This is a genomic window from Marinobacter sp. M1C (assembly GCF_023314135.1).
In the GTDB taxonomy this organism is placed as follows: domain Bacteria; phylum Pseudomonadota; class Gammaproteobacteria; order Pseudomonadales; family Oleiphilaceae; genus Marinobacter.
Genome location: NZ_CP092289.1, coordinates 201,813 through 227,468, shown reverse-complemented (window position 1 = coordinate 227,468; position 25,656 = coordinate 201,813). Strand labels below are relative to the sequence as shown.

The following is a 25,656-nucleotide window of genomic DNA, read 5'->3' as shown; positions in this document are numbered from 1 at the left end:
CCTTCGGCTCTGCGAATACCTGGTATCGGGACTTTCACCCAACTAGTTAAGTGCCATGCCCGGCACACACGCTGAGATAAGCGGCGGCTAAAAGCCGTCCGGTGGACGGCCGCAGGCCGGGAACGAACTTGATTGACTGGTTAAATGCTATAATCCCGCTCTACCTTTGCGACTCGGACTTTGAATTCGGCATACCAAGCTTTATGGCCCAGACGCTGGGCTTCAAGGTGCTCAGCATTTTGCTTCCAGTTCCTGATCGCTTCCTCGCTGGCCCAATACGAAACGGTGATACCAACATCCTCACGGGCTGACTCGATACCAAGAAACCCTTCCTGTTGGGCTGCCAATTCAATCATTCTGTCAGCCATAGCACCGTAACCATGATCACCATCCGTGCGGACAGAGCTGAAAATCACCGCGTAATATGGCGGACTCGGAGTTTTAGCGATCCCTGACATAACTTCCTCTTGGCATTTAACGCTCGGCTCACGCGCCGGTTTGGAGCCGCGAAGCGGCGGAAAATCGGTCGCTGTGCAGCCGATTGTTATGTTCTCTTCGAAGTGCTAGATTGTGTATAGAAATAAATAACCATACACATAGGTGCTACATGAGAACGAACATCGTCATTGACGACCAGTTGATGGCCGAAGCCCTCAAAGCCTCCGGCTACGAAACCAAAAAAGAGACTGTTGAGCAAGGCCTGAAACTTCTGGTACAGCTTAGCAAGCAGCAGGAGATTCGGAAGCTACGAGGCGAAATCAAGTGGGAAGGCGACCTGGATGAAATGCGGAGCGCCGGATGATACTGGTGGATACCAGCGTCTGGATCGACTATTTCAACGGAGTCAAAAACCCGCACACTGACCTACTGGATGCATCGATAGCCCAAGGGTCAGTCGCTATCGGCGACCTCATATTTCTGGAAATCCTTCAAGGCATCCGCAACGACCAGCAATACCATCAGACCAAACAAAGCCTGCTTGCGCTGGATCAATATGAAATGTTTGGCAAAGATATGGCTGCCAAGTGTGCCGACAATTATCGCGCGCTTCGTAAAAGGGGTATCACAATCAGAAAAACTGCCGACGTGATCATCGCAACGTTCTGCATAGAGAAGAAGCTACCCCTGCTGTTTTTGGATCGCGACTTTATCCCTTTTGTTGATTACCTTGGGCTTGCGCCTGCTCTGAGAGAAGCATAACGCTTAGCTCATGAGCGGCAGCGCAGCTGCTGTCTCGTGCAGCTGACTGTTACGCACTCGTTGATACCAAGGGTAAGATTTCAACCAAGGGGCGGTGAGAGGATAAATCATGGGTTGACTGCAGATTCAGCCAGAACTCCGGGGACATATTAAAGGCCTTTGCAAACAACCAAGCTGTCTCCGGGGTAACCCCTCTCTTGCCGCGGACGATCTCGTTCACACGCTGAACGGAGATGCCCAGATGCTCAGCCAATGCAGTTTGGCTTAACCCCAGAGGCTCGAGAAACTCTTTGAGTAAAATGACGCCCGGATGCGTGCTAACTCTTTGCGTTGGAATCATAAGAACACCTCAGTGATAGTCGACTATCTTGACCTCGTAGGCTCCGCCGCCCTGCCAGCGAAAAACAATGCGCCACTGTGAATTGATACGAATACTGAAGAATCCGGCATAGTCTCCCTTGAGGGCTTCTAGCCGATTACCTGGCGGAGACCGAAGCTCCTCTACCGATCCGACAGAATTTAAGATGTCGAGCTTATATAGCGCCGGTTCTCTGAGCTCATTAGGTAGCCTGCGAACCTTCGCACTGCTCACGCCGTGGTAAAGATCTTCCGTTAGACGGTTTCCAAATGATTGGATCATGCAGTTATCTTAATAGCTACACGGCATTCATGCAAATTGCAATAGATGTGTGTAACGCAGAAGGCAGCGGCGCGTGTCAGCGCGTCCGCTGGCCTGACTTGTTAGCAGAGATGTCCTTGAACCCACCAGAGATATACTTGTGCAAAACACTGGAAACCAGAGATTGGTACGGCAGGCCCTCGGTGATTTGCAACCCAGTTGTCCAAATAGCTGCACTTAAGCAGCCTGTTTATTGCGCTCAATTTCCTGCAATTTTCCAGGGTTGAGCGATACGGCTCCGGCGACTTTCCAGTTTCGAATGTCACCAGACCAACGCCTGGAGTTCAGGCTCTGAGCAGTGCCAGCTTTTATAAATGGCGCGCCAAGTTCGGTGACATGGATGCATCCATGATGGCCCGGCTGAAGGAGCTGGAGGATGAGAATCGGCGGCTCAAGAAGATGTATGCCGAAGAACGACTGAAAGCCGACATCCTGAAGGAGGCCATCGAAAAAAAGTGGTAAAGCCGTCTCGTCGCCGTGAGATGGCGCAGAAAGCCGTTAACGAAAAGGGTGTGAGCATCCGATCGTCCTGCGCAATGTTCAGCATCAGCGAGACCTGCTACCGCTACCAGGCCAAGCTCAGCGATGAAAACGCCGAGATTGCCGATTGGCTGATCCGTCTGACGCATAACCACAGGAACTGGGGCTTTGGTCTGTGTTTTTTGCACCTGCGTAATGTGAAGCGCTTTGGCTGTAACCACAAGCGGGTTTACCGCATATACCGGGAGCTGGAATTAAACCTGCGGATCAAGCCAAAGAAACGCCTGGTTCGTGAGAAACCTGAGCCGTTAGCGGTGCCGGAAATCATCAACGACAGTTGGTCAATGGACTTCATGCATGACCAGCTCAGTGACGGTCGCAGTTACCGACTGCTGAACGTGATTGACGACTTTAACCGCGAAGGTCTTGGCATTGAAGTGGACTTCTCGTTGCCGACAGAACGTGTCATCCGGGCACTGGACAGATCATGGAATGGCGTGGAAAACCGCGCTCCATTCGCTGTGACAACGTCCGGAGTATATCAGCACCAAGCTGTCGACATGGGCTGAGAACCAGGCCATCAAACTGGTGTTTATCCAGCCGGGCAAGCCCCAGCAGAATGCCTACATCGAACGCTACAACCGAACCGTGCGTTACGACTGGCTAGCACAGTATCTGTTCGGCAGTACCGAAGAGGTCCAGGACTACGCCACTCGCTGGCTCTGGCATTACAATAATGAACGACCCAATATGGGACTCGGAGGGATTACCCCTCAACAGAAATTGGCCATAATGGCCTGAGGTCGACTTTTGAACCCCGTTATAAATGGGGGGATTACCGGATCACCGGACGCTTACTACTCTCCGACATTAATTTATAGCCTATTATTGCGGTGGCCCAGACCTGGAAGCTCAGAGAACGGCAGAAGCTCCATGTTGGCCTGACGATGGGGTACGTAGTACTAACAGATATCCGTTGTATCGAATGCGGCACTCGACCGAGGTCACGAAGTCGGAATGCCATGGTCACAGCGACGCTTATTATGGACCATCTCCGAGGTAATGCCACCGTCGTTAAATCCTAATTAGTACGTCGCCTCCAGGGTGCAACTGTCCTGAGTGAGGAAGACCATTGCGATTTCGCTGTTCCAGCTGCGGATATCAAAATGTTCCAAGCAGCGCTAGCTTCATTCCCTGGATAGACCAACGCCTTTGAGCATCCTAGCTGCTGGGGCTACTGGCCTAGCTGCGAAACAATGCTCTTTCTAACCTCATCCTTTTCTGTTTAGCATCTTCTAAATTATGTTGATCTTCAGGCGGGACGGTAACAAACCCAGTCAGTTGCTCGATCTCTGAAACATAACGCGTTAAAAAGGGATAGCGAATGTCAGCAGTACCGTCACCAAGCATTTTCTGGTTAAAGGACCAAGCGACGGCCACGGTTATGCTAGCTTGGTCAATGGAATCTTCAGTTGTATTCAAGGGCCATTCGATTATGTCCTTTTCAAGTTCTGCAAAAGCTGCCTGGAGTTGCCCACAGACACGTGAGACCCACGGCTCATGCTGTTTTTCGATCGGGCGTAAATTTCTTTCATACACAATTTGAATTGTCTTCTCGCAAGCAGCTAGCGCTAGACCTATTTGACGCAATGATCTGCTCCGCTCCTGTCTGGTTTCGGGCATTAGCTTTCTTTTATTCTGTTGTTCAGTCTCAAAATAATCGAGTATCAAACTGGAATCGAGAAGAATAGTTTGGTCATCTAGCACGAGAGTCGGGGCCTTAAGGACTGGATTTATGCTCTTAAACCTTTCCAGATTGCTAAATACAGACATAGGCTCGTGTTTAAAATGAATCCCATAGTAGTTGAGAGAGATTGCTACTCTGCGGACGTATGGTGAGTCTAAAGTTCCGATAAGTTTCATTATTTTATCCTTTAACTGAAGGTGTTTGAAGGAGTCCCCTCTTGCTTTAGGCATACGTACTTATTGTCTGGACCCAATACATTTAAGTGTAAAAATGAAACCAAATAGAGCTACAAAGCCAGCAATAGCGCATACACCAATCCATCCGAAAATGGAAAGGAAATACGATCCTGCGCTTGAACCCAAAGCGCCAGCACCATAATAAAAGCACATATATACGCTCAACGTTCTATTTCTCGCATCAGGATTGGCATCTAGGACTCTCGTTTGATTAGCAACTTGAGCGGCAAAGACGCCCATATCGAAAAGAACTACCCCTAACCCGAGAAGCCACAAATTGCTGTTTCCCACTGCAAGAGATACTACACCTAAGATGATAACGGCGAACGAATATAGGATAACGCGTTTACTTCCAATTCTATCCGCGAGAGCACCTGCGGGCCTCGTAACAAGTACCCCTGCTAGACCAGCAAATCCGAAAAGCCCGATTCCTGTTGAAGAAAGAGAGAATTCATTCGCCAGATATACGGATAATGAAACCCAAAGTATGCTAAAAACGAAGAACCAACAGCACCCTGCGACCACGCTAGCCCTCAGCGAGGCATGCTTGATGAAAATATCAGGCAGGCTCTTAATGAGTCCCCAGTAGCTGTCTGATGCACGTTCGTCCGAACCCCAACTGGGCAGCGCTTTTAAGGAGATGATTGCTATGAGCGCAGTCATGGCGGCAAGAGTTGCAAGCATGATTCTCCAGCCGTATTGCTCTGACAGAGCTCCACTTACGATTCTGCTAAGTACGATGCCCGAGGAGATGCCTGCCATTATCGCGCCCATTGTGGCGCCGCGGCTTCCGGCAGGAGAGGCACGAAAGCCCAACGAACTTATCTGTAAACTGCTGGAAGACATTAGCCCTACTAGAAAAAGGGCAGAAGCCAGCATGACAAAACTAGGGGATAGCGCACTTAAAAGCAGGACCATACTTAAAGTGATCTGCTGGATGATGATCACTTTTTTCAGGTTGAAGATATCTCCCAAGGGGACCAGGAAAATAATGCCTAGAAGATATCCAGCCTGTGTGGCACCAGCGAGTATGCCGGTAGCTGAAATTGAGACTCCTAGCGAGTCTGCTACATCTGGCAGCACAGGATGCATGACGTAATTGTTGGCCATCGCGGCCCCCGCCGCCGCAGCCATAAATACGCTCACCCAGGAGGTAAGAGCGCCAGAGGACTTGTTCTGTTGGGCTTGGGATTCTCGACGTATTTCAGCTCCGGCCGAAGGCGTAACATTGCTGTATTTCGATACCATGGTAGGTCTCCCGCTGGCTTTTGTTGAACGTCCCACACCTTACCAGTACAATCAAACGATATTATCTGGACAACTCGTGCAGGAATCGTGAATCATGTCAGCAACCCTTGATATAGACCTACTCCGCTCTTTTCACACGATCGTTAGGTTCGGCCAGTTTCGCGCTGCGTCTACTCATCTCAGCCGCAGCCCCTCTACAATTAGTATGCACGTGAGACGGTTAGAGGAATTGCTTGGAGGGCAGTTGTTCGAGCGGGACAACCAGGCTGTAACCCTTACCCCAGTTGGAAGACGATTCTACGTGCAGACCTCTGGCTATCTGCAGATGCATGATAGGCTCCTCGCTGGCTTTCGGGAGGAAGGCATTACATCGGGTAAAGTCCGGCTTGGTGTCTCTGAGGAGTATGGGGATGTTCTATTTCGTGGGCTGCTCCCGCCGCTCGCCGCGGAATATCCCGGGATTGAGTTAGAAGTGGTCACTGGGTATAGCGGGTCTTTAGCTTCTCTTCTTTCTCGCGGAAAGCTGGATATTGCTCTTCTTGTGGATCTTTTAGACATAGAACGAAACACGGATCCGTTATCGCAGGACCTGGGCCTCACCCAGCCAGTCTGGGTCTCGGCCCACAGCTATAGAATAGATGCAGAAAATGAGATTCCACTGGCTCTTCATGGAGAGGGCTGCCCTTATAGAGCTGCAGCCATTGATGCGCTGACTAAGCTGGGGACCCAATGGAGGCCGATGGTCATAAGTGCCACTCCTAACGCACTGAAGTTAGCTATAAAGGCCGGAGTAGCTGTGGGTATCCTAGACCGCGGGCAAGTTGATGCTGGTATGAAATTGCTTCAACCAAGTGATGGTTTTCCAGCACTGCCTGCTTATTCTGTCCGGCTGAAGTTCTCTTCTCAGCAGGTAAGTGAAGCATGCTCAGCTGTAGCCCGATTGGTGAGCAGCTGCTTTATAGGCGCCGAGCATGTTGAAGCAGGTTCGCTAACAAAGAAGGTCTCCTGACCTCTACGCCGCCATACCTGATCAAATAAGGTCAGACGGCAAGGTCAGAAAGAGTTCTCAGGTAGAGCATATTTTATGAGTAGCCTTGATCACCAAACTCAGGGTTTTTTCCTGCTGCCAGTAAAAGCTTGTCTATTAGTGCCCTAATTTCAGGTGAAGTATTGGCGGACTCGCCCCACAGTATGCGGTACTCATATGGCGATTTAAGAACGTACCTGTCGCCGAAAATCTTCACGAGTGTTTTTTCTCTTATTGCGTCTACGCCGACCGCGGTACTCCCTATCATTATGCCCCATTCATTAACACTTCTTGCATGGCGCAGCCAACGCGAGTAAAGGTCAACAAAGGAGTTGGGCATCGTTCCGAAAGTTTAAAAGTCTCAAACCACTCACTCCAACAGGCGTCACCTCTACCCGCAACGGTATACCATGGAGCGTTTTGAGTGTTTTAAACTGGCTTTCACTGAATGGATTGTCATTACTGACTCTGGGGCGGCTGTGGCTGCAGACCACGCCCACATCGGCCATCAGGTCGAGAAAGCTCTGGGCGATCATAGGCGATCCACGGTCCTGGTGCAGGGTGACCCCGCGGTTGGTCAGCCCATATCGTGTCAGTGTTTGTTCCATGAGCTGCTGCGCCAGTTGACTGTTCTCTTTGCGGGAGATCATCCAAGCCACGACATAGCGGCTGAACAGGTCCATAACCACATACAGGTTCAGGTAGTTACCCCGGCGTGTAGTCGCCAATTTCGTAATATCCCACGTCCAAACTTCGTTTGGCCGTGTCGCGGTCAGGCGCGGTATAGCATGCGACTGAGGCGCACGTTGATTCCGGCGATCACCGGTCTGATTGGCTTGTCGCAGCACGCGATACAGTGTGCTGAGCGAGGCCAGGCACTCACCACGTTCCAGCAGCGTGTGATAGACCTGATACGGCGTTTGATCACAGAACTCGGGTTCGTTCATCCGCTCAAGTATCTGCACACGCTCCGAGGTTAAGAGCGCTCTGGGCTGCGGCGTCGTTTTACGAGAGCGCCTGACTGGGTCTGGTGCTGTGCTCTGACGTCGTCGCCACGCGTAAACGGTGCTCCGGTTCAGTCCCAAAGCATCACAGGCAGAGCGGAACGGAATGTGCGCCGGGCGCGCCTCAAGGACGGTCATGATGGATCGCTCCCATTGTTCGACAGATCGAGCATCGACAAGGCTTTTTTTTGGAGATCCACACAGTCTTCAGTCACCCGCAACCGGTGCTGCGTTTTGGTCAGCTCTTTCTCTAGCTGCTCAATGCGCTTCTGGTCCGGTGTTTTTGACGCTTTAGGCCCCGGCGCAGACTTGGATAAAGCAGCCTCGCCACCGACTTCCAACTGCTTACGCCAATCACGCAACTGGTTGCTATAGAGGTTTTCACGGCGTAATAAAGGGCCGAGTTCACCGTAGGCGCATTGATCCGCTTCGGCCAGTATTCTCAGCTTGTACTTTGTGGAAAATCGGCGACGGGTCCGCTTCTCCAACTGACTGTCTGGCAAGATGTGATTATCGGGTATCTGTGACTCAGGTTTTGGCATTGCTTACACTCCTCAATCCGCGCCCTGAAATCTATGTTAACTCATAGACCGGGTGTATGGACTGAGGTTGACACACAGGGGGGGTCGCGTCCACGGTAAGCTGCAAGGGACCAGGCTGTGTCTCCAAGATGTCTGCCATTCTGTTACTGAGCCAGTGGCTTGCCATCGAAATCGTGCATGTGAGTATAATTGCTCCATCCTTATTTGGACTTATCTTTTCGGTAGCAGCTTGAAGTATTGTGAACGCTTTTGAGACTCTGCTAGCAAGCTCCTTCCCCTGCGCGGTCAAAGTCACTTTGTTTGATCCTCTTGCAAAAAGAGTGACATGCAGCGACTCCTCAAGTGCACGGATCTGACGGCTTACGGCGCCTAGCGAGGTTGATACGATCTGGGACGCCTTGAACGTTGTTTATGATGGTGCCCGTATTGCTTACGGTAACGCAACGGGCAACGATCAAATGGTGGCGGAAGCGACCACGGATATGGCCGTTGATTTGGCGGCTATGTTTGTCCCATATTTGCCCGCGGGTAGCAGCAAATTGGCAAGAATGGGTGATAAAACGAGCGACACTGCGAAAGGTGCACACAATGCTAGTGAACCCAATCGCATATACTCAGCACGGGAGTTGGAACGTCGATCTGAAGATCCAAGAACCAATAACCAATAACCAATAACCAATAACACTCCGAATCCCAACCATAATTTCCCAGAGTCCTTTAATGCTGAAATATTTAAGGGAAATAAGACGGTAGTTAATGATAACTATCACCTATACACAAAAAACGGTAGCCTGAACGGGCGCTCAGGAGCGTTCGAAATAGGTGTGCGTACTTCTGGGTCAGGTAGAACAGAGGTCATTACACATCGATTCTTCAGGCCCGACAAGAAATAGGACAGGAAAGAGAACAATGGAGGAAAATGAATGTAAATTTGAATACCGAGTGCTTAGTGAGCTGCCTGGAGGTGATACGGAAATAGTGTATATACCTAATAAATATCCGGGTGTCAGGCGTGATGGAGTAATGGTGAAGTTTTTACCTAAGAATGGAAAGCCTTGGGTTGGCATATTTGCATTTGGCGATATGTTACCGAAAGGAGAATCTCAGGTGCTCTCTGGGCCTGGCTCTAAGCACTTTACTATCATGGCCGAGGGTGATGCTTATATAGCATCGCCTTACAATCCGGAATCGATTGTCCATGTGAAATCGTGCCCTGCTATCAGGGCAATCCCTATTCCAAGCCGAAACCTTATGTTGTTCCATGACTATACTGAACTTGTGGCATATAACGAAAAAGGGATTGCTTGGGAAACGGAAAGAATATCTTGGGATGGAATTGAAATCGATGAAGTAACTGACACAAAAATTATAGGAAAAAGTTGGGATGCTCCGACCGAAAAGCATGTTAAATTTATTGTTGATTTAATAGATGGTAGCCACAAAGGTGGATCATCACCCCCCTATTGATGATAGAGGCTTAGATTGTAACGTGGTCGCATCCGTGAAATTAAGCGGACTGATGGCAGAGATTTAGACCGCGCTGACAACGCCTTAAGAGGTGGAGCGATGAGGGAACGCAGGAACCGTGGCGATAGGGGAGGCTGATAATGACTCAATTTGCGTTAGTTAGAGCCAGAAATAGTAGTCCTCACTTAAAGCCCGTTGACGAGATACCCGTGGTTTTCTGATGCAGGAAACCCATCAGGAAACGGGCACGACGGTATACGGCCGCGATAATGCTGGCAACATGACCAGCAAAGAAATTGGCTTAAGTGGCATTGTGGAAACTCGGACTTACGATGGCCTGAATCGGGTGGAGGCCATTTCCTATTCCGATGGTACTCCAACCGCCACATTCTCCTACGATGACAACAGCTACGTAACCTCTGTGTCTAATTCGACCTCCACTCGTACCTACAACTATGACCTGAACGGCAACCTGAAGGCCGAATCGCTCACTATTGGCAGCGCCACTTACGATGTGTCCTACGGAATTGACAACCTGGATTACCTGAGCAGCATGACCTACCCAAGTGGCCGTGTGGTTGATTACGGCACCAATGCGTTCGGCTGGCAGACCCAGGCGGCACCCTACGTTAGCTCCGTTACGCATTACCCCTCCGGTTCGTTGGATACCATGAGCTATGCAAACGGTGTAGTAACAGATCAGAACCTCGATAGTCGACTGCGGCCTGATTCGCTTGTGGCAGGTAATGGCCAACTCAACTTCGTTGATCTGCAATTCGGGTACGACCTGGCAGGCAATCTGGATAGCGTTGTCGATAACGTGGGCTCACTGCACGACAGAACAATCGGTTATGACGGTGCCAATCGCTTGACCTCAGCTACCGGCCCATGGGGCACGGAGACGATCTCTTACGATGGCCGAGGCAATATACTTACCCGTGACCGCAATGGCGATTTGCAGGAGTATTACTACAGCTCCGACAAAATGACGTACCGGGTTTTCCCAAACTTCTACTACATCATCGCTCACGATGCCCGAGGCAATATGACCAGCGATGGGCTGAATATCATGGTGTATGACGGAGCTGGCAATCTGCGGACTACAGATAACGGCACCCTATTCGTTGACTACGACTACGACGGAGCAAACACCCGAGTGAAGCGGGAAACGCCGTCAGAGACCACCAACATTGTTTACAACGCCTCTGGTGATCTCTTGGGAGAATACGAGCCTCAAGGCGGCTTTAAGGAATATATCTATGTCGATTCGCAGGTGGCCGCCAAGGTAACCGACTCAACCACCGTTGTTGGCCAATGAGCATCAAGGAGGATCTGTCATGAATCAATTCATCATCAAGCACCTGTGGGCTCTTTCGCTTTTACTTTTGACGGCTTTGCCGCTCAAGGCTGCAGAGGTCGTCACCTACTATCACAATGACCATCTGGGTTCACCCATTGCAAGTACCGACAGCTCAGGCGCGGTGGTTTGGCAGCAAACCTATGATCCCTGGGGCCTCAAACTCAAAACCAACACTGACGCGCGCGGTTATACTGGAAACTGGCTGGATGAGGAAACCGGCCTCGCGGACCATAAGGCGCGTTGGTATACGTCATCGATCGGCCGTTTTACGGCCATCGACCCGGTGAAATGGCACGAGTCGAATATTCATTCGTTTAACCGATACGCCTACGCCAGCAATAGTCCGTACACCTATGTTGACACCAACGGGCGTAATGCTGTCACGGCATTCGGTGGGTTGCTTGTTGAGTCCTACAACGCGGTGATGGGCAAAGGATTCGATATTGGAAGGATTCAGGGTGCCTTAGCCGATGGGTACAACGGTGAGGGTGCTGGTTTTGCCAGTTCTTTATACCAGGACGCAGAGTCATTTATTCCAATTGGGGCGATTGCTGGAGCCTTGGTGAAAAGTGCCAAGCTTGCCAAGGTGGCTGCTACGAAGGGCGCAGGGAAAGGGTTGGGTAACCCGTTTAAGAATAAGTCCGCTAAAGAAATTGATGATATGTTTACGAAGAAGGGTTTTGAAAAGAGGGGGCCTGATCCTGCAGGCGGTACTGGTGGTTATGTAAACCCTAAAACAGGCCGTTCATACCATATTGATCCTAAAGAGTGGGGTAAGTTTCCAGAGCCCAACCATGTCGATGTAAATAGAGCTAAGTCGTATAAAGGCTCTCTTGATAAGAAAAAGTTGCCTTTCAAGGAATAACAGTTATGTCTACAAATCAATTAATCTTAAATTTTCAGAAGTATATTCTTTCTTGTTGGCCACAATTAAGTGTAATTATGGGTAATCTGGACTGGGATAATGATCCATATTTTGTTGACAATTGGGTCCAGGCAAATTGGGAATTAATGGTGGAGAAGCAGTTGCTCGATAAGGAGCAGTTTTTGCCGCCCTATGGCTATGATGTTAAACCGGAATGCAGGCATACCAACATAGGAAAGGCGGCTACACATAGAGTTCTAGTCAGTATGAAGGGAGATGATAAAAAATACTGCTTTCTGAGTTTTACTTCAAAAGATTTGAACTCGACTAAATTTGAACCGCCTCTCAAAGATGTTTCGGTAAAAGATTTATCCACCGGTGATATTTCATATCTAGAGTTGAATAAGGTAGATTTTTCGATTGAAAACTTAAGCTAATGTTACAAAGAAGGGAGACTTTCATGAAGTTCTTACCTCCTCTTCGATATCTGGTACAACTCGAAGTGCTCATAGGAATTCAGCTAATAAAAATTTAGCTAACGCTCTTGAAGGTGATTCTAATTTTGCGCAAGGCATGAATAAACTCCTGGGCAAAGACGCCCTTCAGCATATGAAATCTGGTAAAAGTGGGTTGAAGAATCCACCTGGTACCGAATGGCATCACCCGAAAGGAGACGCAGGTACTATGCAGCTTTTACGAAAAGAGGTGCATCGTGATAAAAGCCTGCAAAATGTCTTGCATAAAGATGGTACGGGTGGTTTTGCAGATCACTTCTAGTTGAGTTAGTTATGAATTTTCAAAAAATTAGAAACGAGTCATTGAAGAAAGCTAAAAATCTGGGTTATGAAACTAACCCAGCACTGCCTTTACTTGATAGTAGTTTATCGTTACGACCGGTTGATGAGGTTATTAGTCGAAGCCTAGCTCTTTTTGGCGTAGTGGCAGGATCTTATGGTTTTGATAAAGAATCTGCTATCAATTGGATTATGCAAGAAGGTGCTGCCGACCAATTAGCGGAAACAGAAAGAGAGTTTCTTGTTTCGGGAGAAGGAGATAGCTCTTATTTTCAGTCTCAGATTGAAGGGTTGAATGCTTTTGCATGGGCTTTAGGGGTTGTTAAGTCGATGCATTTTGATTCTGTGTGTGATAATACTTTGATTAAGCTCTTTCCAGATATTAAGAATGGTAAGAGTTCTTCTGAATATAAAGACCAATCTCAACTGCGCTCAATCGAAGAAATCTTATCAGCTTGTGATCTTGCTTATTGTCTTCACTGGGCTATAAGAGATGCTGATGTCAATAATCGAGATATTCCTGGATGTGTGGCTAGTCATGTAATTGTTGAGCGTAGAAGAGCATTAGAATGGATGCTTACTACAGAGGACTGGGACGAAGTCAGTCTGGATACCTAACTTAAGCCCCGCACTCGCGGGGCTTTTTAATGTGCGGTCTGTTGAATCACAGTCTCTAACATCTCACTTACAAACTTCTGTTTAGCCTTGGGTAGCAAGGCTACTTGTTCGATTTGCCGTTGAAGCTTGGGCATCGGCCCTCGCTTAGCTGCTGTATCTTTAAGCCCTATCAGTTTATCCACACTAACCCCGAACAATTGCGCCAGTGTTGGTAGCATTGAAGCGGGAACCTTCCTGATTCCTTTTTCAAACGAGGCCATGTGCTGCTGAGAGATCCCCAGGTACTCCGCTAAGTGGCCTTGCGTCATATTGTGCTCTTTGCGTAGGTTGGCTATTTGTTGGCCAAGCGCTTGAAAGAATGTCTTATCGTCTTCAGTCATCTTATGTAGGTAATGGTCGATTACAGATGACATGATCTTAACCCCTCTTTTTAATTAATCCTCAAAGTGCTGCTGATAATACCTCAATATGAGGTATTATCAAGTCCAAGTTATTTTTATTGAAAAGCTATTGACAGGTTTTTGGGAGAATCGACATGGCAAGACTGGCAGATGACGTGATAAACCGCATCAAACAAGACGTGTCGTTACTACGATTGGTGGAAAGCCAAGGTCATAATGTGACCAAACAAGGGAAGGACTATGTGGTGTGTTGTCCTTTCCATGAGGAAAAAACGCCATCGTGTATTATCAGCCCAAAAACCAACCTCTTTAACTGCTTTGGCTGTGGTACGGGTGGCAGTGTCATTGACTGGGTGATGAAGACCCAAAGTGTAAGCTTCCGCTTTGCCTGCGAAATGCTGCAAAAAGACCTTGGCTTAGTGATCGAAAGCAGCACAACCGCCAAGACCAAAAACACCACGACAAAACTCACTCCTCCCTTAGCCGCTAATGCTGATAGTCAAACGGCTTTGCGCCAAGTGATTGATTATTATCACGAGACCTTCAAACAGTCGCCCGAAGTTATCGAGTATTTACGCTCACGAGGCTTGGAACATCCCGAATTAATAGACCGCTTTAAATTAGGCTTTGCCAATCGCACCTTGGGTTATCGTCTGCCAGAAAAGAACCGTAAGGCCGGTGCGGAATTACGCGGTAAGCTGCAAGAAATCGGCATCTTACGCGATAGTGGTCACGAGCATTTTAACGGTTCGTTAGTGGTGCCGATCATGGATGAAAACGGTGTAATCAGCGAAGTCTATGGCCGTAAAATATTAGGACAGCGGTTAAGGAAAGGGACGGCCCAACATCTGTATTTACCTGAGCCACATAACGGTGTGTGGAATGTCGAAGCCTTCAAGGCTTGTAACGAAATTATTTTATGTGAAGCCTTAATTGATGCGATGACCTTCTGGGTTCACGGCTTTAGAAATGTGACTGCCAGCTATGGCACCAGTGGTTTTACTTCTTCTCACTTAGCCGCTTTTAAAAAATACGAAATCAAGCGTGTGCTCATTGCTTATGATCGAGATGAAGCAGGCAACAAAGCTGCCGAACAGTTAGCGGAGAAATTACAGGCCGAAGGCATAGACTGTTTTAGAATCTTGTTACCCAAAGGCATGGACGTTAACGAGTATGCCCAGCAGGTAACGCCAGCCCAAAAAACACTTGGGCTTGTGATTAGAAAAGCGGATTTTATGGGCAAAGGAAAACCCCCAGAGCGCCAGCTTGAGATGACTACCGTTGAACCAGCGTTCGATCTTGATACCGGCGAAATCTTCGATCAGGAACAGCCAGAAATAGAGCCTATCCCTGAAACCTCCAGCGCCTCACCGCTACCAGAACCCGCCGATAATGTAACTGCTGAAGTGAGTGAACCCCACCATGTCACCGTAGTTGTCGCCTAACCATTTTAGAGAACAACCACTCCCCATTACTCACCGAAACGTAAGTGAACGTAAACGCAGTTTCCCTATCGGCTGAGTCATGAACACTAAGCCGCTGAGAATTCGAAGAGCCAGGCGCGGTGGTGAAGGTTTGGTAGTTCCAAACCAAGACATCGCAACAACGCTATCCCGGCTCTTAGAGGCTCAGCAGGTTGTCCAGGGGCTGGTCGTAGCTGGGGGCGAAAACCTCCAGAAAATACGCTACTTCTGGCAGTGTTTCCTGAGTCAGCCGCCGGTGTATCTGCGCCGCAGCTGGCTCGAATTCGCGATTTCCTGCCGCCACTTCCGCGCGGCATTTTAGCCACGCCGATAACCGGTCTGCGGCTTTAATCAGTTTTTTCTCTTCCTCACCCAAAGCAGATTCCTGCACATAGGGCGCAAACACCTTTTGCAAATGTGGCGGCAATAACGCCAGCAGTTCGGCCTCGGCTTTGTGCTCAATGTCTCCGAACGCCTGGCGCATCACCTTCGAGTGATATTTTACCGGTGTCGGCAAATCCCCGGTAATCACCTCGGTGGCATCGTGGTAAAGCGCCGCCGCCGCAATACGGTCGGCGTTTACCGAACCGCCAAACTGTTCATTACGGATCAGAGCCAGGGCGTGGGCCAGAGTCGCGACCTCCCAGGAATGGGTGGCGACGTTTTCATCAATGGCGTTGCGCATCAGGCCCCAACGCTTTATCCAGCGCAGGCGGGAAATATAGGCAAAAAAGTGGCTCACAGGGCGACTCATAGTGGTTAGCGGGCGTCCAGAGTGAAATTTACGGCAATATTGCCATTGGCATCCACGCTGGCGTCGGTTTCGGGTGCGCGCACGAAGATCTGTTTCGGGTTTACACCGTGAGTATTCACCAGTAACTGGCGCAAAGCCATCGCGCGACTGTCAGCAAGGGCGCCAGGTGACTGAGCACCGGCGTCGGCCTCGGGCGCTGCTGCGCCGCGAATACTCAGAATGAGCTCTGGTTTCTGGTTCAAAACCTGCGCCAGCGCCGCCAACTTTTGGGTGCTGGCCTCGGTCAACTCGATACCACCCGGCGCAAAGCTGACCTGTTGCATCTGTTCGCCACCCAGACCGGCGATATCTGCCAACGTGCCTATCAGTGCAAACGGCGAGGTGGCCGCTTTTGTCAGCACGTTGACAAAAGCACGCATCATTATCTTGCCCACATGAAATTCGGGGTCTGCCAAATCGCCGTTTACCGGCACGTTTAATTCAATCACATTATTGCCGTCGCGCAACAACGCCAGCCCCAGCTTAATGGGTACGCCAACCGTCTGCTCGCTGGGAATGGGTTGGCCCAATTCCAAGCGGTTCAAAATAATCTGATTTGAGGCGTTAATACGGGTGCCTTGTAGCTGATAGTCCAACTTAAGATCCAGTTTTCCGCCGGCTATGCCGTACCCCAGATAACGGCCGGAATAGGGTGATAGGCGCGGCAACTCCAGGTTTTCCAGATTCAACACCAGGTCGCTTTGCTGGTCGGTACCCAATGTGGCGATAGAGCCGCTCATATCAAGATTGCCCACCTGATTGACCCTTCCCTTCAAGCTCACTCTACCCTGCTGTGGCGGAATATTACTCAAGCCACTAAGGTTGCCCTGAAGCTCCCCGAGGCGGGTAATCAGTTCGGGCTTCAGAGTGCGATCGGTGTAGTCCACATCGGCGTTGTCTAACTGCAACTCGCCAATGCGAAATATAAAGCCCTGGTTTTCGTTAGCGTCCGCAGCCGTCGGCTTGCCTGCCGGCGCCAGCGTCAACAGATGGGTGATGTCGTGACTGCCATCGTTGTTGCGAGTAATGTTCGCGACAAGGTCGATCAGCGTTACGCGGCCGATTTCCAGGCGGGCCGGGTTCACGTTGTACTCAATGGGCGCTAGCTGCAGCGTCTGCCAAGCCAGCAGTGGTTGGCCACTGCCGGGCAGCCGGGTTTCCAGACCGGTCACTGAAGCACTTCCGCTAAAAGTGCCGGTCAGAGGTGAACGTTGCTGGTCCAGATTCAAACTACCATCGACTGACAGCAGCCCCGCCGGTAATTCTAATGCCATGCGTTGTTGCACATAAGGCGCGAACGCAGGCAATGCCAACTCGTTGCCCACAATGGCCATTTCCAGATTAAATGGTCGCGTGGTGAACTGGCCATTCAGGTCCAGACTACCACCACTGGCAAGAACGGCTTCTGCACGGTAATTTACCGGCTCGTCAAAGTGGTCCGTAAATGGCCCCAGGCTCAGGTTCAAGCCATTCAGTTGCAGCTCCGCAGCATTAGCAGGTACTTGGTCGCGCCAGTTTAACTGACCATCGCGAATGTTCACTCCGGCCACCGACCAGCGCAACCCCGGGCCGCTGTCGTACTGCCCAGAGCTGCTAGCCAAGCCTTCGTCCGCGGGCCGGACGCCAGCGACCAGCCAGTCGATGTCACCGTTGGCGCTGCGGTTCAGGCTCAATTCCGGCCCGTCGAACTCGATCTTGCCTGCCTCTATTCGCCTGGCGGCAAGGTCAAAACGAACCTGGTCAACAGTAAGGGCACCGCTGCGGAAGGCGACTTCACTAGGCTCGGCCGCCAAAGCCAGGGTTGCATCATCAAACGTCAGCTCGCCGTGCTGGGTCAACAACTCCATGGGTTGCGCTGCCTGCCATTGGTAATCAGTGCTGAGACTGACCCGGCCGGAACGCAATTGGTAGGGCATATAGGGCGCTAGCAGGTAAGACAGCACGCCCGGCCCCAGGTTATCAATACTCAGGCTGCCGCGGGAATACATCGGGTCTACTTCAAAACTGCCTTGCCAGCTCAACGCTTGTTGGTCCAGCACGGCCTCCAGCCGATATTGGCCAATATCGCCGGGCCGTGCCCAGGTCGCCAAATTCTGAAAACTGAAGGTAAGCGGTGTTATGCGGAACTCAACGCTGTCGTTCTGGCTGTTGTTTTGGCTAAAATCACGCAGCACCAGCGTGCCCGCACTCAAGTCACCCTGCTGCAAATAGATGCGAAGACTGCTCGGCCCGGTATCGCTCTGAATATCAGGAGTGTCTGCCGGCTGCCCGGCACGGGCCGGGGCTTGTTGCCAGTCGCGCAGCAGATTCAACTGCCCACCTGCCAACACATCCAGCCGCAACATGGGTTGCTCCAGCTCGACAGCTTGAAAACCGGCGGTACCGTTAAACAGGTCAAACGCCTTCAAATCAACATAAAGCCGCTGAAAGGCCAGCACCGGCTCGCCGTTTGCGTCGTTGGCCTGAAGATTCTGCAGCTCTGCGCTGAACGTAAAGGGATTGGCATGAACTTCGCCTACCATTGCCTGCCAGCCCAGCTGTTGCTGGGCGTAGTGCGGCAAATTTTTCTGCACCCACCAGGGCAACAGCAGAAATCCGCCCAGCGCGTAACACAGCAACAGAACGATCAATACAACCACAGCTAACCTTGGCCACAAGCTGCGTTGACGAATCTGGCGAATAGGGCGTTCAGCCACAGGGGTCTCCTTAAAGAATATTCGATGTATTGAAGGATAGACGCCAAGCAGGCCCTTTGTCAGCTCTCATGAACCCGACAAGGTCCCGTTTCGTATACAGACTGTGGGACAATCACCGCCGGGCACACGCTTTTATCGTAAATGAGGAAGGTTGATGGACATTGGAGATATGCGCCGAGATTTCGAGAGCGACGGTCTGGATCGGGACCAACTTGATGAAAACCCTGTCCAGCAGTTTCAAGCCTGGTTTGAAGATGCTCGGAAAGCTAACATTCTGGAACCCAATGCCATGTCGCTGGCCACCAGCGGCAACGATGGCCTGCCCGATTTGCGTACCGTGTTGCTGAAGTACTTCGACGACAACGGCTTTGTGTTCTATACCAATTATGGCAGCCGTAAGGCGCGTGAAATGGAGCAGAACCCGCAAGCTGCCCTGCTATTTCCATGGTTAGGCTTAAATCGCCAGGTGCGGATTCAGGGCAAAGTCGAAAAAGTCAGCAACACCGAGTCCCTGCGTTATTTTGCCTCACGCCCCCGCGGCAGCCAGATTGGAGCTTGGGTGTCAGAGCAAAGCAAAGCCATTACCTCACGCGGACTGCTGGAACAAAAAGTTGCGGAAATAAAACGCAAGTTTAGTGACGGTGAAGTACCGCTGCCCAGTTTTTGGGGTGGTTTTCGGGTGGTACCCCACAGCATCGAGTTCTGGCAGGGTCGCCCCAGCCGGCTTCACGATCGGTTCGAATATAACCGAACTGAACAAGGCGGTGATACACCTTGGACCATCGAAAGGTTGCAACCCTGAGTGACACCGACTGTATGGCTTTGCCATCAAACTACCAGCACTCAATTTGAACTACCATCCTGGTTAAACGCCAGTGAATATGCCAAGGCTTTGCCTTATAACGGCGCTCGGCGTGCAGAATTTCTTAGTAGCCGCTGGCTGATTCGTCAGGCTTTGGCGGGTGCCAGCGGCGAGGCGCCTGGCGCGTGTTCCCCGCGCGCGGGGCGACCTAAAGAGTCGCAGCACCCTCCTGGCTGGCTGCTATCGCTCAGCCACAGCAACGGAATAGCGGCCTGTGCGACCAATCTGCACGGAGAAGTAGGCCTCGACATTGAACCCTGCCAGCGCCGCCCAAACTGGCAGAAAGTCGTGCAGCGCTGGTTTTCACCGGTTGAACAGGAATGGCTGCTAGCCCAAGACGACGCCCTGGAATTTCTGAAAGTATGGACGCTGAAAGAAGCCTGGCTGAAAGCCACCGGCCGCGGCATCGCCGGCAATATGCAAACCTTGGAGGTGCGCCGCGGGTTCGAACTTTACGGCGACCAGTGCGACGACACTCGGCCATGGCAGGCCTGCTGCATTTATGTAGACGGCTTTTTGGTCACTCTGGTGTATCGCCGGTTGGCGGCAGAGGCGCCTGAAACGCCTCTTAACTGGCCTCCTATCCTTTTGCTGGAACCACCCCTGGACGACTACAGGCTCACTCCGGCAGATACTCTGGACTCCATCTGGGAACCACTACTGCAGCGCCCGATACGCTCTATGGCCTCCCGCGACAGATGATCTTAAACAACTGATCCTGCGTATCTAATTCGGTAGGAAGTAAACCGGAGAGTTATTGTGCGTATTACCTTGGAACAACTGAAAAGCCGCAAAAACGCGAGCATCGAACTGATGGAAATACTGTCTCTGGAAGGCCAGAGTTACATGGCACGTCTTACAGTCGATGGCCAACCGAAGATTCTGTCTGATGAGCACGGCGCCACCGCGCAGTTTCGCAGCGCCTGGCACGCCCAAGACATGTTGAGCAGTTTCCACATACTCGAAACTCAAGTTGTTCATGCATCGGCATACAATGAAATGGTGGGAATGGAACCTAGCAGCGCTGAACCGCTGAGAGTTCGGGTACAGAGGCAAAAGCTGTGATTGCAGTGGCTCGATTGGCCATTTTTGTTGGCTTGGCCGGCCTGATTCCCTTTATCAGCGCGGTTTTGGCGCTGTTTTTTATGCCCCAGCACAGCCTTGTGGTCAGCAGCTGGTTTTACATGTATAGCGCCGGAATACTGGCCTTTATGGCGGGCGTTTACTGGACAATCGCGCTGCAGCGTGAAGACCGCTGTTACCCAATGTCGCCGCTGGTGTCGATGTTGTTCAGCCAAATATTTTTTATCGCCGCAGGCGTGGGTTTATTAGCGTCTTCGCCGTGGAAAGCGGTCCTGTTCACACTGGCCTTTCTGGGGTTGTATCTGGTGGACGCATGCTGGATGAAAATTTACTGGCCAGCGTGGTATCTACGCCTGCGTTTAGGGCTAACGCTGACAGTGGTTGTGTGTCAGGTGATTGTAGCCACCTGGTTCTTTGCCGTTCATCACGGCTGACATTTCAGAACCAGGTGGCTCGCTTCGCAGCAAAAGCTCTGCGCTAGCTTCCTTATCAATCCGGAGCATTCTTTAACTCAGGCCACACTTTAACTCAGGGCATATTTTAACCCAAAGCGCACTTTAACCGAGCGCACACTGTTCGGCCGAGGCAATCGCATACTCGTGATTATGGGGTTCAATCAACGCGGCATGCAGTGCCACAATCGTAGCCTTATAGTTGTCTTCATCAATCACGAATTGAATATCCACTTGGCGCATGCACTGGTGCAACGCCAGAACACTGAGGTCTGCATCGGCCATCGCTTTTACTGATCGTGCCAATATGCCCGGCACTTTCATGTCGCTGCCAATGGCGGATACCAGCGCCACTTTGCGAGTATTCACCTCAGCATTGGGAAAGGTCTCTTTCAGCGCGCTCACCACCCGCTTTACGTGTTTCAGCGTGGTACTCACGTAATGGGTAATGGTGTTAGCGTTGGTGTCTTTTGATACAAAGCGCACTCTAAAGCGGGTCAGCACGTCCAGAATTTTACGGTCTGAACCTGGCTCGCCCTGCATGTCTTGATCAAACACTTCAATAGCGAAGATGCCCTTGGCACCGGCAATAATTTCGACCTGGGGTTTTTCGCTAACGTAGTCTTTGGTAATCAGAGTTCCGGTATGCTCCGGTTCAAAGGTGTTCATCACCCGCAGTGGAATATCATTTTGGCGCAGGCCTTTGCCGGCACGTGGATGAATGGCTTCCATACCCAGGTTGGCCAGCTGGTCGGCTACGTCATAATTGGTGCGACCCAAAGGTACTACCTTATCGGCACCCACAATGTTGGGGTCGGCCGAGCTCAAATGGTATTCCTTGTGAATAACGGCTTCACGGGCCTCGGTGATCACCGCTACCCGGCTGAAGGTCATTTCACTGTAGCCGCGATCAAAGGTACGCATCAGGCCTTCCTTGCACTGCGCATAACCGGTAGCAATGGGCAGTTCACGGCTGAGGTCTACCGCATCGAACGCCTGTTTGAGCTTTTCATCCAGCGGCAACAATTCTGCATCGCGCCAGCCGGTTAAGTCTACAAAGCGGGCGTTGATACCTTCCTGCTGTAGTTTCAATGTGGTGTTGAACGCGCTGTGGGCTTCGCCGATACCGGCCAGCATCTCACGCACCGTCAGCAAGTGTTCTTCAAGCTGAAACTGACCATAAGAACACAAGCGCTGCAGGTCGATCAGGCAGCCTCGCACGCCTTCCACCCGATCAGTGATGAACTGGTCGGCTTGCTGCTTTAACATCGAGTCTTCAAACATCTCGCCGTTGATGTCAGTAAGAAAGCGCACCAGCTTGGTGAGATCGTCGCCCCAGGCCCAGTCCGATTCTGCATCGGCGAACAAAGCGTAAACGCCCGGCTCACCCGTTTTTTTATGCTCTAGTAACTCGTTGGTGACACCTGCGTAGGCCGATACCACAAAGATGCGCTGATACAGCTCGTCTTTGCTGCGATTACCAATAATGATGTTGTCGCGTACGGCCTCGTAGTTGGTCATGGAGGTGCCGCCGATTTTTTCAACGGTATGTAATTGCGTCGTCATAATTTCGCCTTTGCTATCGGTTCTTTGGTGCGATTACAAACCCGTGAAAGCATGGCTATAGACACACACTTCAGATTCAACGGTTTTGAATAATCCCATGATTTTACCTCTTTGCACGTCAGATTTCAGACGGCACGATGTGGCAAGCTCACCTAGTGGCTTGTCGGCTGGCGCATTTACTCGGGCATTCGGGCTCAGCCAGGCTTGGTAAAGGGCCCAATGCGGAGCAAAATTTCGGAGTCGTGCTGACCGCCAAAGTGCACGTCTTTCGTGAAGTGCTCCTCAAAGGTCAATTCGGCGCCCATGTCGCGGGCGAACGAGCGGAACAGCGCCCAGGAAGCGTCGTTGTCAGTGGTAATGGTGGTTTCCATATGGCTAATGTGGCTAAGTTCCTGACGTGCCACAATCGCCTTCAGCATGCGCTTGGCGAGCCCTTGGCCCCGGCCTTTCTCGTGAACCGCAACCTGCCATACAAATACGGTTTCCGACTTCCGGGGGGGGATATAACCGGAAATAAAGCCGACCAGATCGCCGTCTTTCTCTGCAGCCACTGCGGTGTCGGCAAAGTCGCTGCACTGCAACAAATTGCAGTAAATTGAGTTCGGATCCAGCGGTGGACATTCCGTTACCAGCTGGTTCAGCTTGAAGCCATCACCCTTCACAGGTTTGCGCAGGTTAATGACGGTGGTATTCGATCCTTCTGATGTCATAACGAATCTGTTTACCTTGAAAATTTAGGGTTAAATTATATAGACCACAAATTAAATTTCAAGTTTACTCTAAAAATGACAGACGAATTGACTACTGGAACTCGCATAATTCATCAGAATAATAGCCGTCAATACCGAGATTCGATAGCGATTTTTGATTACTTTTTGTACGGAATTGACAAACTCAGGGGTTTAAATCTGTGCCAAAGCAAAAAGCTCCAGGAAAAATCGCGGAAGGGTTATGAAAACAAATTCTTAGGCCCCGAAAGACCCATCACTAACGGATTTTGCCAGTGGCCTAACACAAAGCGGAACTGATCAATCAGGAAGACGAAACCGCTAAGGGCTGGCGACGCCATCGGGCGACCAGCAAGGGCGCAAAGAAGCCCGACGTACAAAGTACAAAGCCCCAGGCATTAACGCCCAACAACAACCCGTACTTACCGTCGCCAATGCCCCAACTTGCCGGAATAGCACCTACGGCCAAGGCCAAACCTAGCGCAAGGCCGGTCCAGAAACTCAGGTGAAAACTCCACGGCGACCAACGGGTAAAGCCGTAGAACAGGAACACCGGCGCCAGCCCCATCACCATCGTGCCAGAAATGGTGGTTGCCGCCAGAATATCCGTGCCAGCAAACATCGGCAGATTCCCCAAGAGCGCAAACACCACCATCACCACCGCTCCCACCCGCATACTGGGCAGCCGATTTGCTGCACGGCGCGCCAACCGCGGCAGGTCTACCGCCAGCGACTTGGCCAGGGAGGTAAAGGTGGAATCCAGGGTTGAGCCGGCTGAAGTCATCATTACCACACTCATAAAGAACAGCGCTGCCAAACCCAGCGAACGGCCGACTGCAGCCGGTGCGTTACCCATGGCGTCGATACCATTCAGACGCGCATGAACCCCCACCAAGCTAAAGATAAACACCGCCAAAAAGCCCAAAAAACCAGCCACCACAAAGCTTTTGAGCATCGTTTTTTCACGATTTACAAAGGCTCGGTCTGTCAGCACCGGATCGTGAAACGGGTAGCTGAACAGCTGAAGTAGCGCCACTAGCAGCAAATCCAACCCCGCGTCCAAGCGGAAATCACCTTCGCGCAGCATCACTCCCGCATCGTTTGCGGGCAAGATCATAAACAGAACCGCGCCGAGAAAAAACACAAACACAAAGGTCTGAATAACGTCGGTAAAAATCGATGACCGCAGCCCGCCCTTCAAACTGTAAGCCAGGGTAAACCCGGTAAACACCATGGCAGCGGTGTAATACTGCCACTGTCCGGGCGAACCGAAATAACCGCCCACCACGGCCGTGTTGCTCCAGATTTCGTTGTACAACCGAATCAGAATCGCCGCCGCAAACGCCAGCGATGCCAGTCGGCCAAAGCGCGAGGTCAAAAACTCCTGCAAGCTACGGGCACCGGTCTGGCAGCGAATACGGTAGATCACATAGCCCGCCACCGGAATCGACAGCCAATAACTGGCGTAAGCCAGGCCACCCACAACACCGTAGGCCGCCCCCAGATTGGCCGCGTTGGTCACCGACTTCGCGAAAATCCAGCTAATAAAAATACTCGCCGTCAGCGACCACTGCCCCACCGGATTCCCATGGTCGTCGGTACCCTTATAAAACGATTCTGGATTCCGGCTTTTCGGCGACAAAACGTACATAATCACGCCGTAAGCCAAAAGAAAACCCCAAAATAGCGTGGCTTCGGTGATGTTCATTGTTTGTTTATTCCTTGCAGTTCTGATTTTTAGGTGGGGTTGATACCATACGGCCCAGCGGGTTCAGCCTCATAAGGAAAACAAGTCATGCCAGACAAGCCCCAGGTACTCATCACAAACATCCGCCAGCGCGCTGCCGAAGGGCTAAGTGTCGGCGATCGCTTTATCATAACCCGCTGTTTTAGCTCCGAAGACATCGCATCCTTCGCGGCGATTTCCCGAGACTACAATCCGGTCCATTGCGACAGCCATTTTGCCAAGCTGAAAGGTATGCGTGAACCTATTGCTCACGGCCTTCTGACAGCAAGCCTGATCACCGAAATCGGCGGCCAAATAGGCTGGCTAGCATCAAGCATGTCATTCAAGTTCAAGCGACCGGTCTATGCCGGTGAAACATTGACCTGCGACTGGGTCATCAGCAAAATCGACGAGCGAGAACGCGCGAAAGCAGAAGTCAGCGTCATCAATAGTGACGGAATCACTGTTCTGGAAGCAGAAATAACCGGTGTCCTACCCAATAAAGACGAGCGCCAACGCTTGGCCGAATTACTCAACGAAGGGCACTGATGGCGAACTTCAAGCTTTCCAAAATACCGAAACTAAGTCCGTCAGGGCTGGGTGGTGGGGCTTTCTTTCC

The 25,656-nt window shown here is 51.0% G+C and carries 28 protein-coding genes and 1 pseudogene; 16 read left to right on the top strand and 13 right to left on the bottom strand.

The annotated features are described in order from the left end of the window. Nucleotides 1-140: 140 nt before the first annotated feature. A complete protein-coding gene (locus MIH19_RS00995; protein ID WP_249007136.1) occupies nt 141-458 on the bottom strand; it encodes an antibiotic biosynthesis monooxygenase in 318 nt (105 codons plus the stop codon). 149 nt (nt 459-607) lie between these two features. On the opposite strand from MIH19_RS00995, the gene MIH19_RS00990 reads away from it, so the two are divergent. Then, the gene (locus MIH19_RS00990; RefSeq protein WP_249007135.1) at nt 608-802 is read left to right on the top strand and encodes a type II toxin-antitoxin system VapB family antitoxin; all 195 of its coding nucleotides are present in this window, start codon (nt 608-610) and stop codon (nt 800-802) included. Further along, complete coding sequence (locus tag MIH19_RS00985) at nt 799-1,200, top strand: PIN domain nuclease (protein ID WP_249007134.1); 402 nt, start codon at nt 799-801, stop codon at nt 1,198-1,200. The genes MIH19_RS00990 and MIH19_RS00985 overlap by 4 nt, the downstream gene beginning before the upstream one ends. A 49-nt stretch (nt 1,201-1,249) precedes the next feature. On the opposite strand, the gene MIH19_RS00980 is transcribed toward MIH19_RS00985, so the two are convergent. After that, nucleotides 1,250-1,540, bottom strand: a complete 291-nt coding sequence (locus tag MIH19_RS00980; RefSeq protein ID WP_249007133.1) for a HigA family addiction module antitoxin — start codon at nt 1,538-1,540, stop codon at nt 1,250-1,252. A 9-nt stretch (nt 1,541-1,549) separates the two neighbouring features. Next, nucleotides 1,550-1,840, bottom strand: coding sequence for a type II toxin-antitoxin system RelE/ParE family toxin (locus MIH19_RS00975; RefSeq protein ID WP_249007132.1), 291 nt, complete (start codon nt 1,838-1,840; stop codon nt 1,550-1,552). A gap of 225 nt (nt 1,841-2,065) precedes the next feature. Here MIH19_RS00975 and MIH19_RS00970 point away from each other — a divergent pair. Further along, a pseudogene (locus tag MIH19_RS00970) lies at nt 2,066-3,160 on the top strand (IS3 family transposase). Nucleotides 3,161-3,601: 441 nt separating this feature from the next. On the opposite strand, the gene MIH19_RS00965 reads toward MIH19_RS00970, so the two are convergent. Together MIH19_RS00965 and MIH19_RS00960 are read right to left on the bottom strand one after the other, a co-directional pair. Further along, on the bottom strand, nt 3,602-4,282 hold the full coding sequence (locus MIH19_RS00965; RefSeq protein WP_249007131.1) for a glutathione S-transferase: 681 nt from the start codon (nt 4,280-4,282) through the stop codon (nt 3,602-3,604). 60 nt (nt 4,283-4,342) lie between these two features. After that, nucleotides 4,343-5,590, bottom strand: coding sequence for an MFS transporter (locus MIH19_RS00960; protein WP_249007130.1), 1,248 nt, complete (start codon nt 5,588-5,590; stop codon nt 4,343-4,345). Between the two features lie 94 nt (nt 5,591-5,684). Between MIH19_RS00960 and MIH19_RS00955 the strand changes: the two genes are divergently transcribed. Further along, nucleotides 5,685-6,599, top strand: coding sequence for a LysR family transcriptional regulator (locus MIH19_RS00955; RefSeq protein ID WP_249007129.1), 915 nt, complete (start codon nt 5,685-5,687; stop codon nt 6,597-6,599). Nucleotides 6,600-6,937: 338 nt separating this feature from the next. Here the strand turns inward: MIH19_RS00955 and MIH19_RS00950 are convergent, their stop codons facing one another. Then, nucleotides 6,938-7,759, bottom strand: coding sequence for a DDE-type integrase/transposase/recombinase (locus MIH19_RS00950; protein ID WP_249007128.1), 822 nt, complete (start codon nt 7,757-7,759; stop codon nt 6,938-6,940). Further along, nucleotides 7,756-8,163, bottom strand: a complete 408-nt coding sequence (locus MIH19_RS00945; RefSeq protein WP_249006779.1) for a transposase — start codon at nt 8,161-8,163, stop codon at nt 7,756-7,758. Before MIH19_RS00945 ends, MIH19_RS00950 begins: the two co-directional genes overlap by 4 nt. 909 nt (nt 8,164-9,072) lie before the next feature. Here MIH19_RS00945 and MIH19_RS00940 point away from each other — a divergent pair. From MIH19_RS00940 to MIH19_RS00915, 6 genes are all read left to right on the top strand, one after another. Next, a complete protein-coding gene (locus MIH19_RS00940) occupies nt 9,073-9,630 on the top strand; it encodes a hypothetical protein (RefSeq protein ID WP_249007127.1) in 558 nt (185 codons plus the stop codon). Nucleotides 9,631-9,850: 220 nt separating this feature from the next. Further along, entirely contained in the window at nt 9,851-10,948 is a 1,098-nt protein-coding gene (locus tag MIH19_RS00935; protein ID WP_249007126.1) for a hypothetical protein, read from the top strand. A gap of 19 nt (nt 10,949-10,967) precedes the next feature. After that, complete coding sequence (locus tag MIH19_RS00930) at nt 10,968-11,855, top strand: RHS repeat-associated core domain-containing protein (RefSeq protein WP_249007125.1); 888 nt, start codon at nt 10,968-10,970, stop codon at nt 11,853-11,855. 5 nt (nt 11,856-11,860) lie between these two features. Continuing rightward, entirely contained in the window at nt 11,861-12,292 is a 432-nt protein-coding gene (locus tag MIH19_RS00925; RefSeq protein ID WP_249007124.1) for a hypothetical protein, read from the top strand. Between the two features lie 46 nt (nt 12,293-12,338). Beyond that, on the top strand, nt 12,339-12,632 hold the full coding sequence (locus MIH19_RS00920; RefSeq protein ID WP_249009076.1) for an HNH endonuclease: 294 nt from the start codon (nt 12,339-12,341) through the stop codon (nt 12,630-12,632). 11 nt (nt 12,633-12,643) lie between these two features. Continuing rightward, nucleotides 12,644-13,267, top strand: a complete 624-nt coding sequence (locus MIH19_RS00915) for a DUF4272 domain-containing protein (protein WP_249007123.1) — start codon at nt 12,644-12,646, stop codon at nt 13,265-13,267. A 26-nt stretch (nt 13,268-13,293) separates the two neighbouring features. Here MIH19_RS00915 and MIH19_RS00910 read toward each other — a convergent pair whose 3' ends face one another. Beyond that, nucleotides 13,294-13,680, bottom strand: coding sequence for a helix-turn-helix transcriptional regulator (locus tag MIH19_RS00910; RefSeq protein ID WP_249007122.1), 387 nt, complete (start codon nt 13,678-13,680; stop codon nt 13,294-13,296). Between the two features lie 122 nt (nt 13,681-13,802). On the opposite strand from MIH19_RS00910, the gene MIH19_RS00905 reads away from it, so the two are divergent. Then, entirely contained in the window at nt 13,803-15,113 is a 1,311-nt protein-coding gene (locus tag MIH19_RS00905; protein ID WP_249007121.1) for a CHC2 zinc finger domain-containing protein, read from the top strand. A gap of 175 nt (nt 15,114-15,288) precedes the next feature. On the opposite strand, the gene yfbR is transcribed toward MIH19_RS00905, so the two are convergent. Then, on the bottom strand, nt 15,289-15,885 hold the full coding sequence (gene yfbR, locus MIH19_RS00900) for a 5'-deoxynucleotidase (protein ID WP_249007120.1): 597 nt from the start codon (nt 15,883-15,885) through the stop codon (nt 15,289-15,291). Nucleotides 15,886-15,890: 5 nt separating this feature from the next. Next, complete coding sequence (locus MIH19_RS00895) at nt 15,891-18,620, bottom strand: DUF748 domain-containing protein (protein WP_249007119.1); 2,730 nt, start codon at nt 18,618-18,620, stop codon at nt 15,891-15,893. A gap of 154 nt (nt 18,621-18,774) precedes the next feature. On the opposite strand from MIH19_RS00895, the gene pdxH reads away from it, so the two are divergent. From pdxH to MIH19_RS00875, 4 genes are read left to right on the top strand one after another with little or no spacing between them, the layout of a single operon-like run. Further along, on the top strand, nt 18,775-19,422 hold the full coding sequence (gene pdxH, locus MIH19_RS00890; RefSeq protein WP_249007118.1) for a pyridoxamine 5'-phosphate oxidase: 648 nt from the start codon (nt 18,775-18,777) through the stop codon (nt 19,420-19,422). Beyond that, nucleotides 19,423-20,184 carry a 4'-phosphopantetheinyl transferase superfamily protein gene (locus MIH19_RS00885; protein ID WP_249007117.1) on the top strand — a complete coding sequence of 254 codons (762 nt, stop codon included), beginning with the start codon at nt 19,423-19,425 and terminating at the stop codon, nt 20,182-20,184. Nucleotides 20,185-20,241: 57 nt separating this feature from the next. Beyond that, nucleotides 20,242-20,547, top strand: a complete 306-nt coding sequence (locus MIH19_RS00880) for a DUF6482 family protein (protein WP_249007116.1) — start codon at nt 20,242-20,244, stop codon at nt 20,545-20,547. Next, entirely contained in the window at nt 20,544-20,999 is a 456-nt protein-coding gene (locus MIH19_RS00875) for a DUF3429 domain-containing protein (RefSeq protein WP_249007115.1), read from the top strand. Before MIH19_RS00880 ends, MIH19_RS00875 begins: the two co-directional genes overlap by 4 nt. 123 nt (nt 21,000-21,122) lie before the next feature. Here MIH19_RS00875 and MIH19_RS00870 read toward each other — a convergent pair whose 3' ends face one another. The 3 genes from MIH19_RS00870 to MIH19_RS00860 all read right to left on the bottom strand — a co-directional run bounded on the left by MIH19_RS00870 (nt 21,123) and on the right by MIH19_RS00860 (nt 25,019). Continuing rightward, nucleotides 21,123-22,583, bottom strand: coding sequence for an aspartate kinase (locus MIH19_RS00870; protein WP_249007114.1), 1,461 nt, complete (start codon nt 22,581-22,583; stop codon nt 21,123-21,125). Nucleotides 22,584-22,777: 194 nt separating this feature from the next. After that, nucleotides 22,778-23,293, bottom strand: coding sequence for a diaminobutyrate acetyltransferase (gene ectA / locus MIH19_RS00865; RefSeq protein WP_249007113.1), 516 nt, complete (start codon nt 23,291-23,293; stop codon nt 22,778-22,780). A 322-nt stretch (nt 23,294-23,615) separates the two neighbouring features. Further along, nucleotides 23,616-25,019 carry a sodium:solute symporter gene (locus tag MIH19_RS00860; RefSeq protein ID WP_249007112.1) on the bottom strand — a complete coding sequence of 468 codons (1,404 nt, stop codon included), beginning with the start codon at nt 25,017-25,019 and terminating at the stop codon, nt 23,616-23,618. A gap of 87 nt (nt 25,020-25,106) precedes the next feature. On the opposite strand from MIH19_RS00860, the gene MIH19_RS00855 reads away from it, so the two are divergent. Beyond that, nucleotides 25,107-25,586 carry a MaoC family dehydratase gene (locus tag MIH19_RS00855; protein ID WP_249007111.1) on the top strand — a complete coding sequence of 160 codons (480 nt, stop codon included), beginning with the start codon at nt 25,107-25,109 and terminating at the stop codon, nt 25,584-25,586. Nucleotides 25,587-25,656 lie beyond the last annotated feature (70 nt).

What these genes read in the sequence shown, in the direction of transcription:
- MIH19_RS00910 (WP_249007122.1), bottom strand. Translation starts at nt 13,680, where the DNA reads ATGTCATCTGTAATCGACCATTACCTACATAAGATGACTGAAGACGAT.
- MIH19_RS00860 (WP_249007112.1), bottom strand. Translation starts at nt 25,019, where the DNA reads ATGAACATCACCGAAGCCACGCTATTTTGGGGTTTTCTTTTGGCTTAC.
- MIH19_RS00925 (WP_249007124.1), top strand. Translation starts at nt 11,861, where the DNA reads ATGTCTACAAATCAATTAATCTTAAATTTTCAGAAGTATATTCTTTCT.
- yfbR (WP_249007120.1), bottom strand. Translation starts at nt 15,885, where the DNA reads ATGAGTCGCCCTGTGAGCCACTTTTTTGCCTATATTTCCCGCCTGCGC.
- MIH19_RS00965 (WP_249007131.1), bottom strand. Translation starts at nt 4,282, where the DNA reads ATGAAACTTATCGGAACTTTAGACTCACCATACGTCCGCAGAGTAGCA.
- MIH19_RS00930 (WP_249007125.1), top strand. Translation starts at nt 10,968, where the DNA reads ATGAATCAATTCATCATCAAGCACCTGTGGGCTCTTTCGCTTTTACTT.
- MIH19_RS00955 (WP_249007129.1), top strand. Translation starts at nt 5,685, where the DNA reads ATGTCAGCAACCCTTGATATAGACCTACTCCGCTCTTTTCACACGATC.
- MIH19_RS00995 (WP_249007136.1), bottom strand. Translation starts at nt 458, where the DNA reads ATGTCAGGGATCGCTAAAACTCCGAGTCCGCCATATTACGCGGTGATT.
- MIH19_RS00940 (WP_249007127.1), top strand. Translation starts at nt 9,073, where the DNA reads ATGGAGGAAAATGAATGTAAATTTGAATACCGAGTGCTTAGTGAGCTG.
- MIH19_RS00945 (WP_249006779.1), bottom strand. Translation starts at nt 8,163, where the DNA reads ATGCCAAAACCTGAGTCACAGATACCCGATAATCACATCTTGCCAGAC.
- ectA (WP_249007113.1), bottom strand. Translation starts at nt 23,293, where the DNA reads ATGACATCAGAAGGATCGAATACCACCGTCATTAACCTGCGCAAACCT.
- MIH19_RS00870 (WP_249007114.1), bottom strand. Translation starts at nt 22,583, where the DNA reads ATGACGACGCAATTACATACCGTTGAAAAAATCGGCGGCACCTCCATG.
- MIH19_RS00975 (WP_249007132.1), bottom strand. Translation starts at nt 1,840, where the DNA reads ATGATCCAATCATTTGGAAACCGTCTAACGGAAGATCTTTACCACGGC.
- MIH19_RS00960 (WP_249007130.1), bottom strand. Translation starts at nt 5,590, where the DNA reads ATGGTATCGAAATACAGCAATGTTACGCCTTCGGCCGGAGCTGAAATA.
- MIH19_RS00905 (WP_249007121.1), top strand. Translation starts at nt 13,803, where the DNA reads ATGGCAAGACTGGCAGATGACGTGATAAACCGCATCAAACAAGACGTG.
- pdxH (WP_249007118.1), top strand. Translation starts at nt 18,775, where the DNA reads ATGGACATTGGAGATATGCGCCGAGATTTCGAGAGCGACGGTCTGGAT.
- MIH19_RS00950 (WP_249007128.1), bottom strand. Translation starts at nt 7,759, where the DNA reads ATGACCGTCCTTGAGGCGCGCCCGGCGCACATTCCGTTCCGCTCTGCC.
- MIH19_RS00990 (WP_249007135.1), top strand. Translation starts at nt 608, where the DNA reads ATGAGAACGAACATCGTCATTGACGACCAGTTGATGGCCGAAGCCCTC.
- MIH19_RS00935 (WP_249007126.1), top strand. Translation starts at nt 9,851, where the DNA reads ATGCAGGAAACCCATCAGGAAACGGGCACGACGGTATACGGCCGCGAT.
- MIH19_RS00915 (WP_249007123.1), top strand. Translation starts at nt 12,644, where the DNA reads ATGAATTTTCAAAAAATTAGAAACGAGTCATTGAAGAAAGCTAAAAAT.
- MIH19_RS00980 (WP_249007133.1), bottom strand. Translation starts at nt 1,540, where the DNA reads ATGATTCCAACGCAAAGAGTTAGCACGCATCCGGGCGTCATTTTACTC.
- MIH19_RS00855 (WP_249007111.1), top strand. Translation starts at nt 25,107, where the DNA reads ATGCCAGACAAGCCCCAGGTACTCATCACAAACATCCGCCAGCGCGCT.
- MIH19_RS00985 (WP_249007134.1), top strand. Translation starts at nt 799, where the DNA reads ATGATACTGGTGGATACCAGCGTCTGGATCGACTATTTCAACGGAGTC.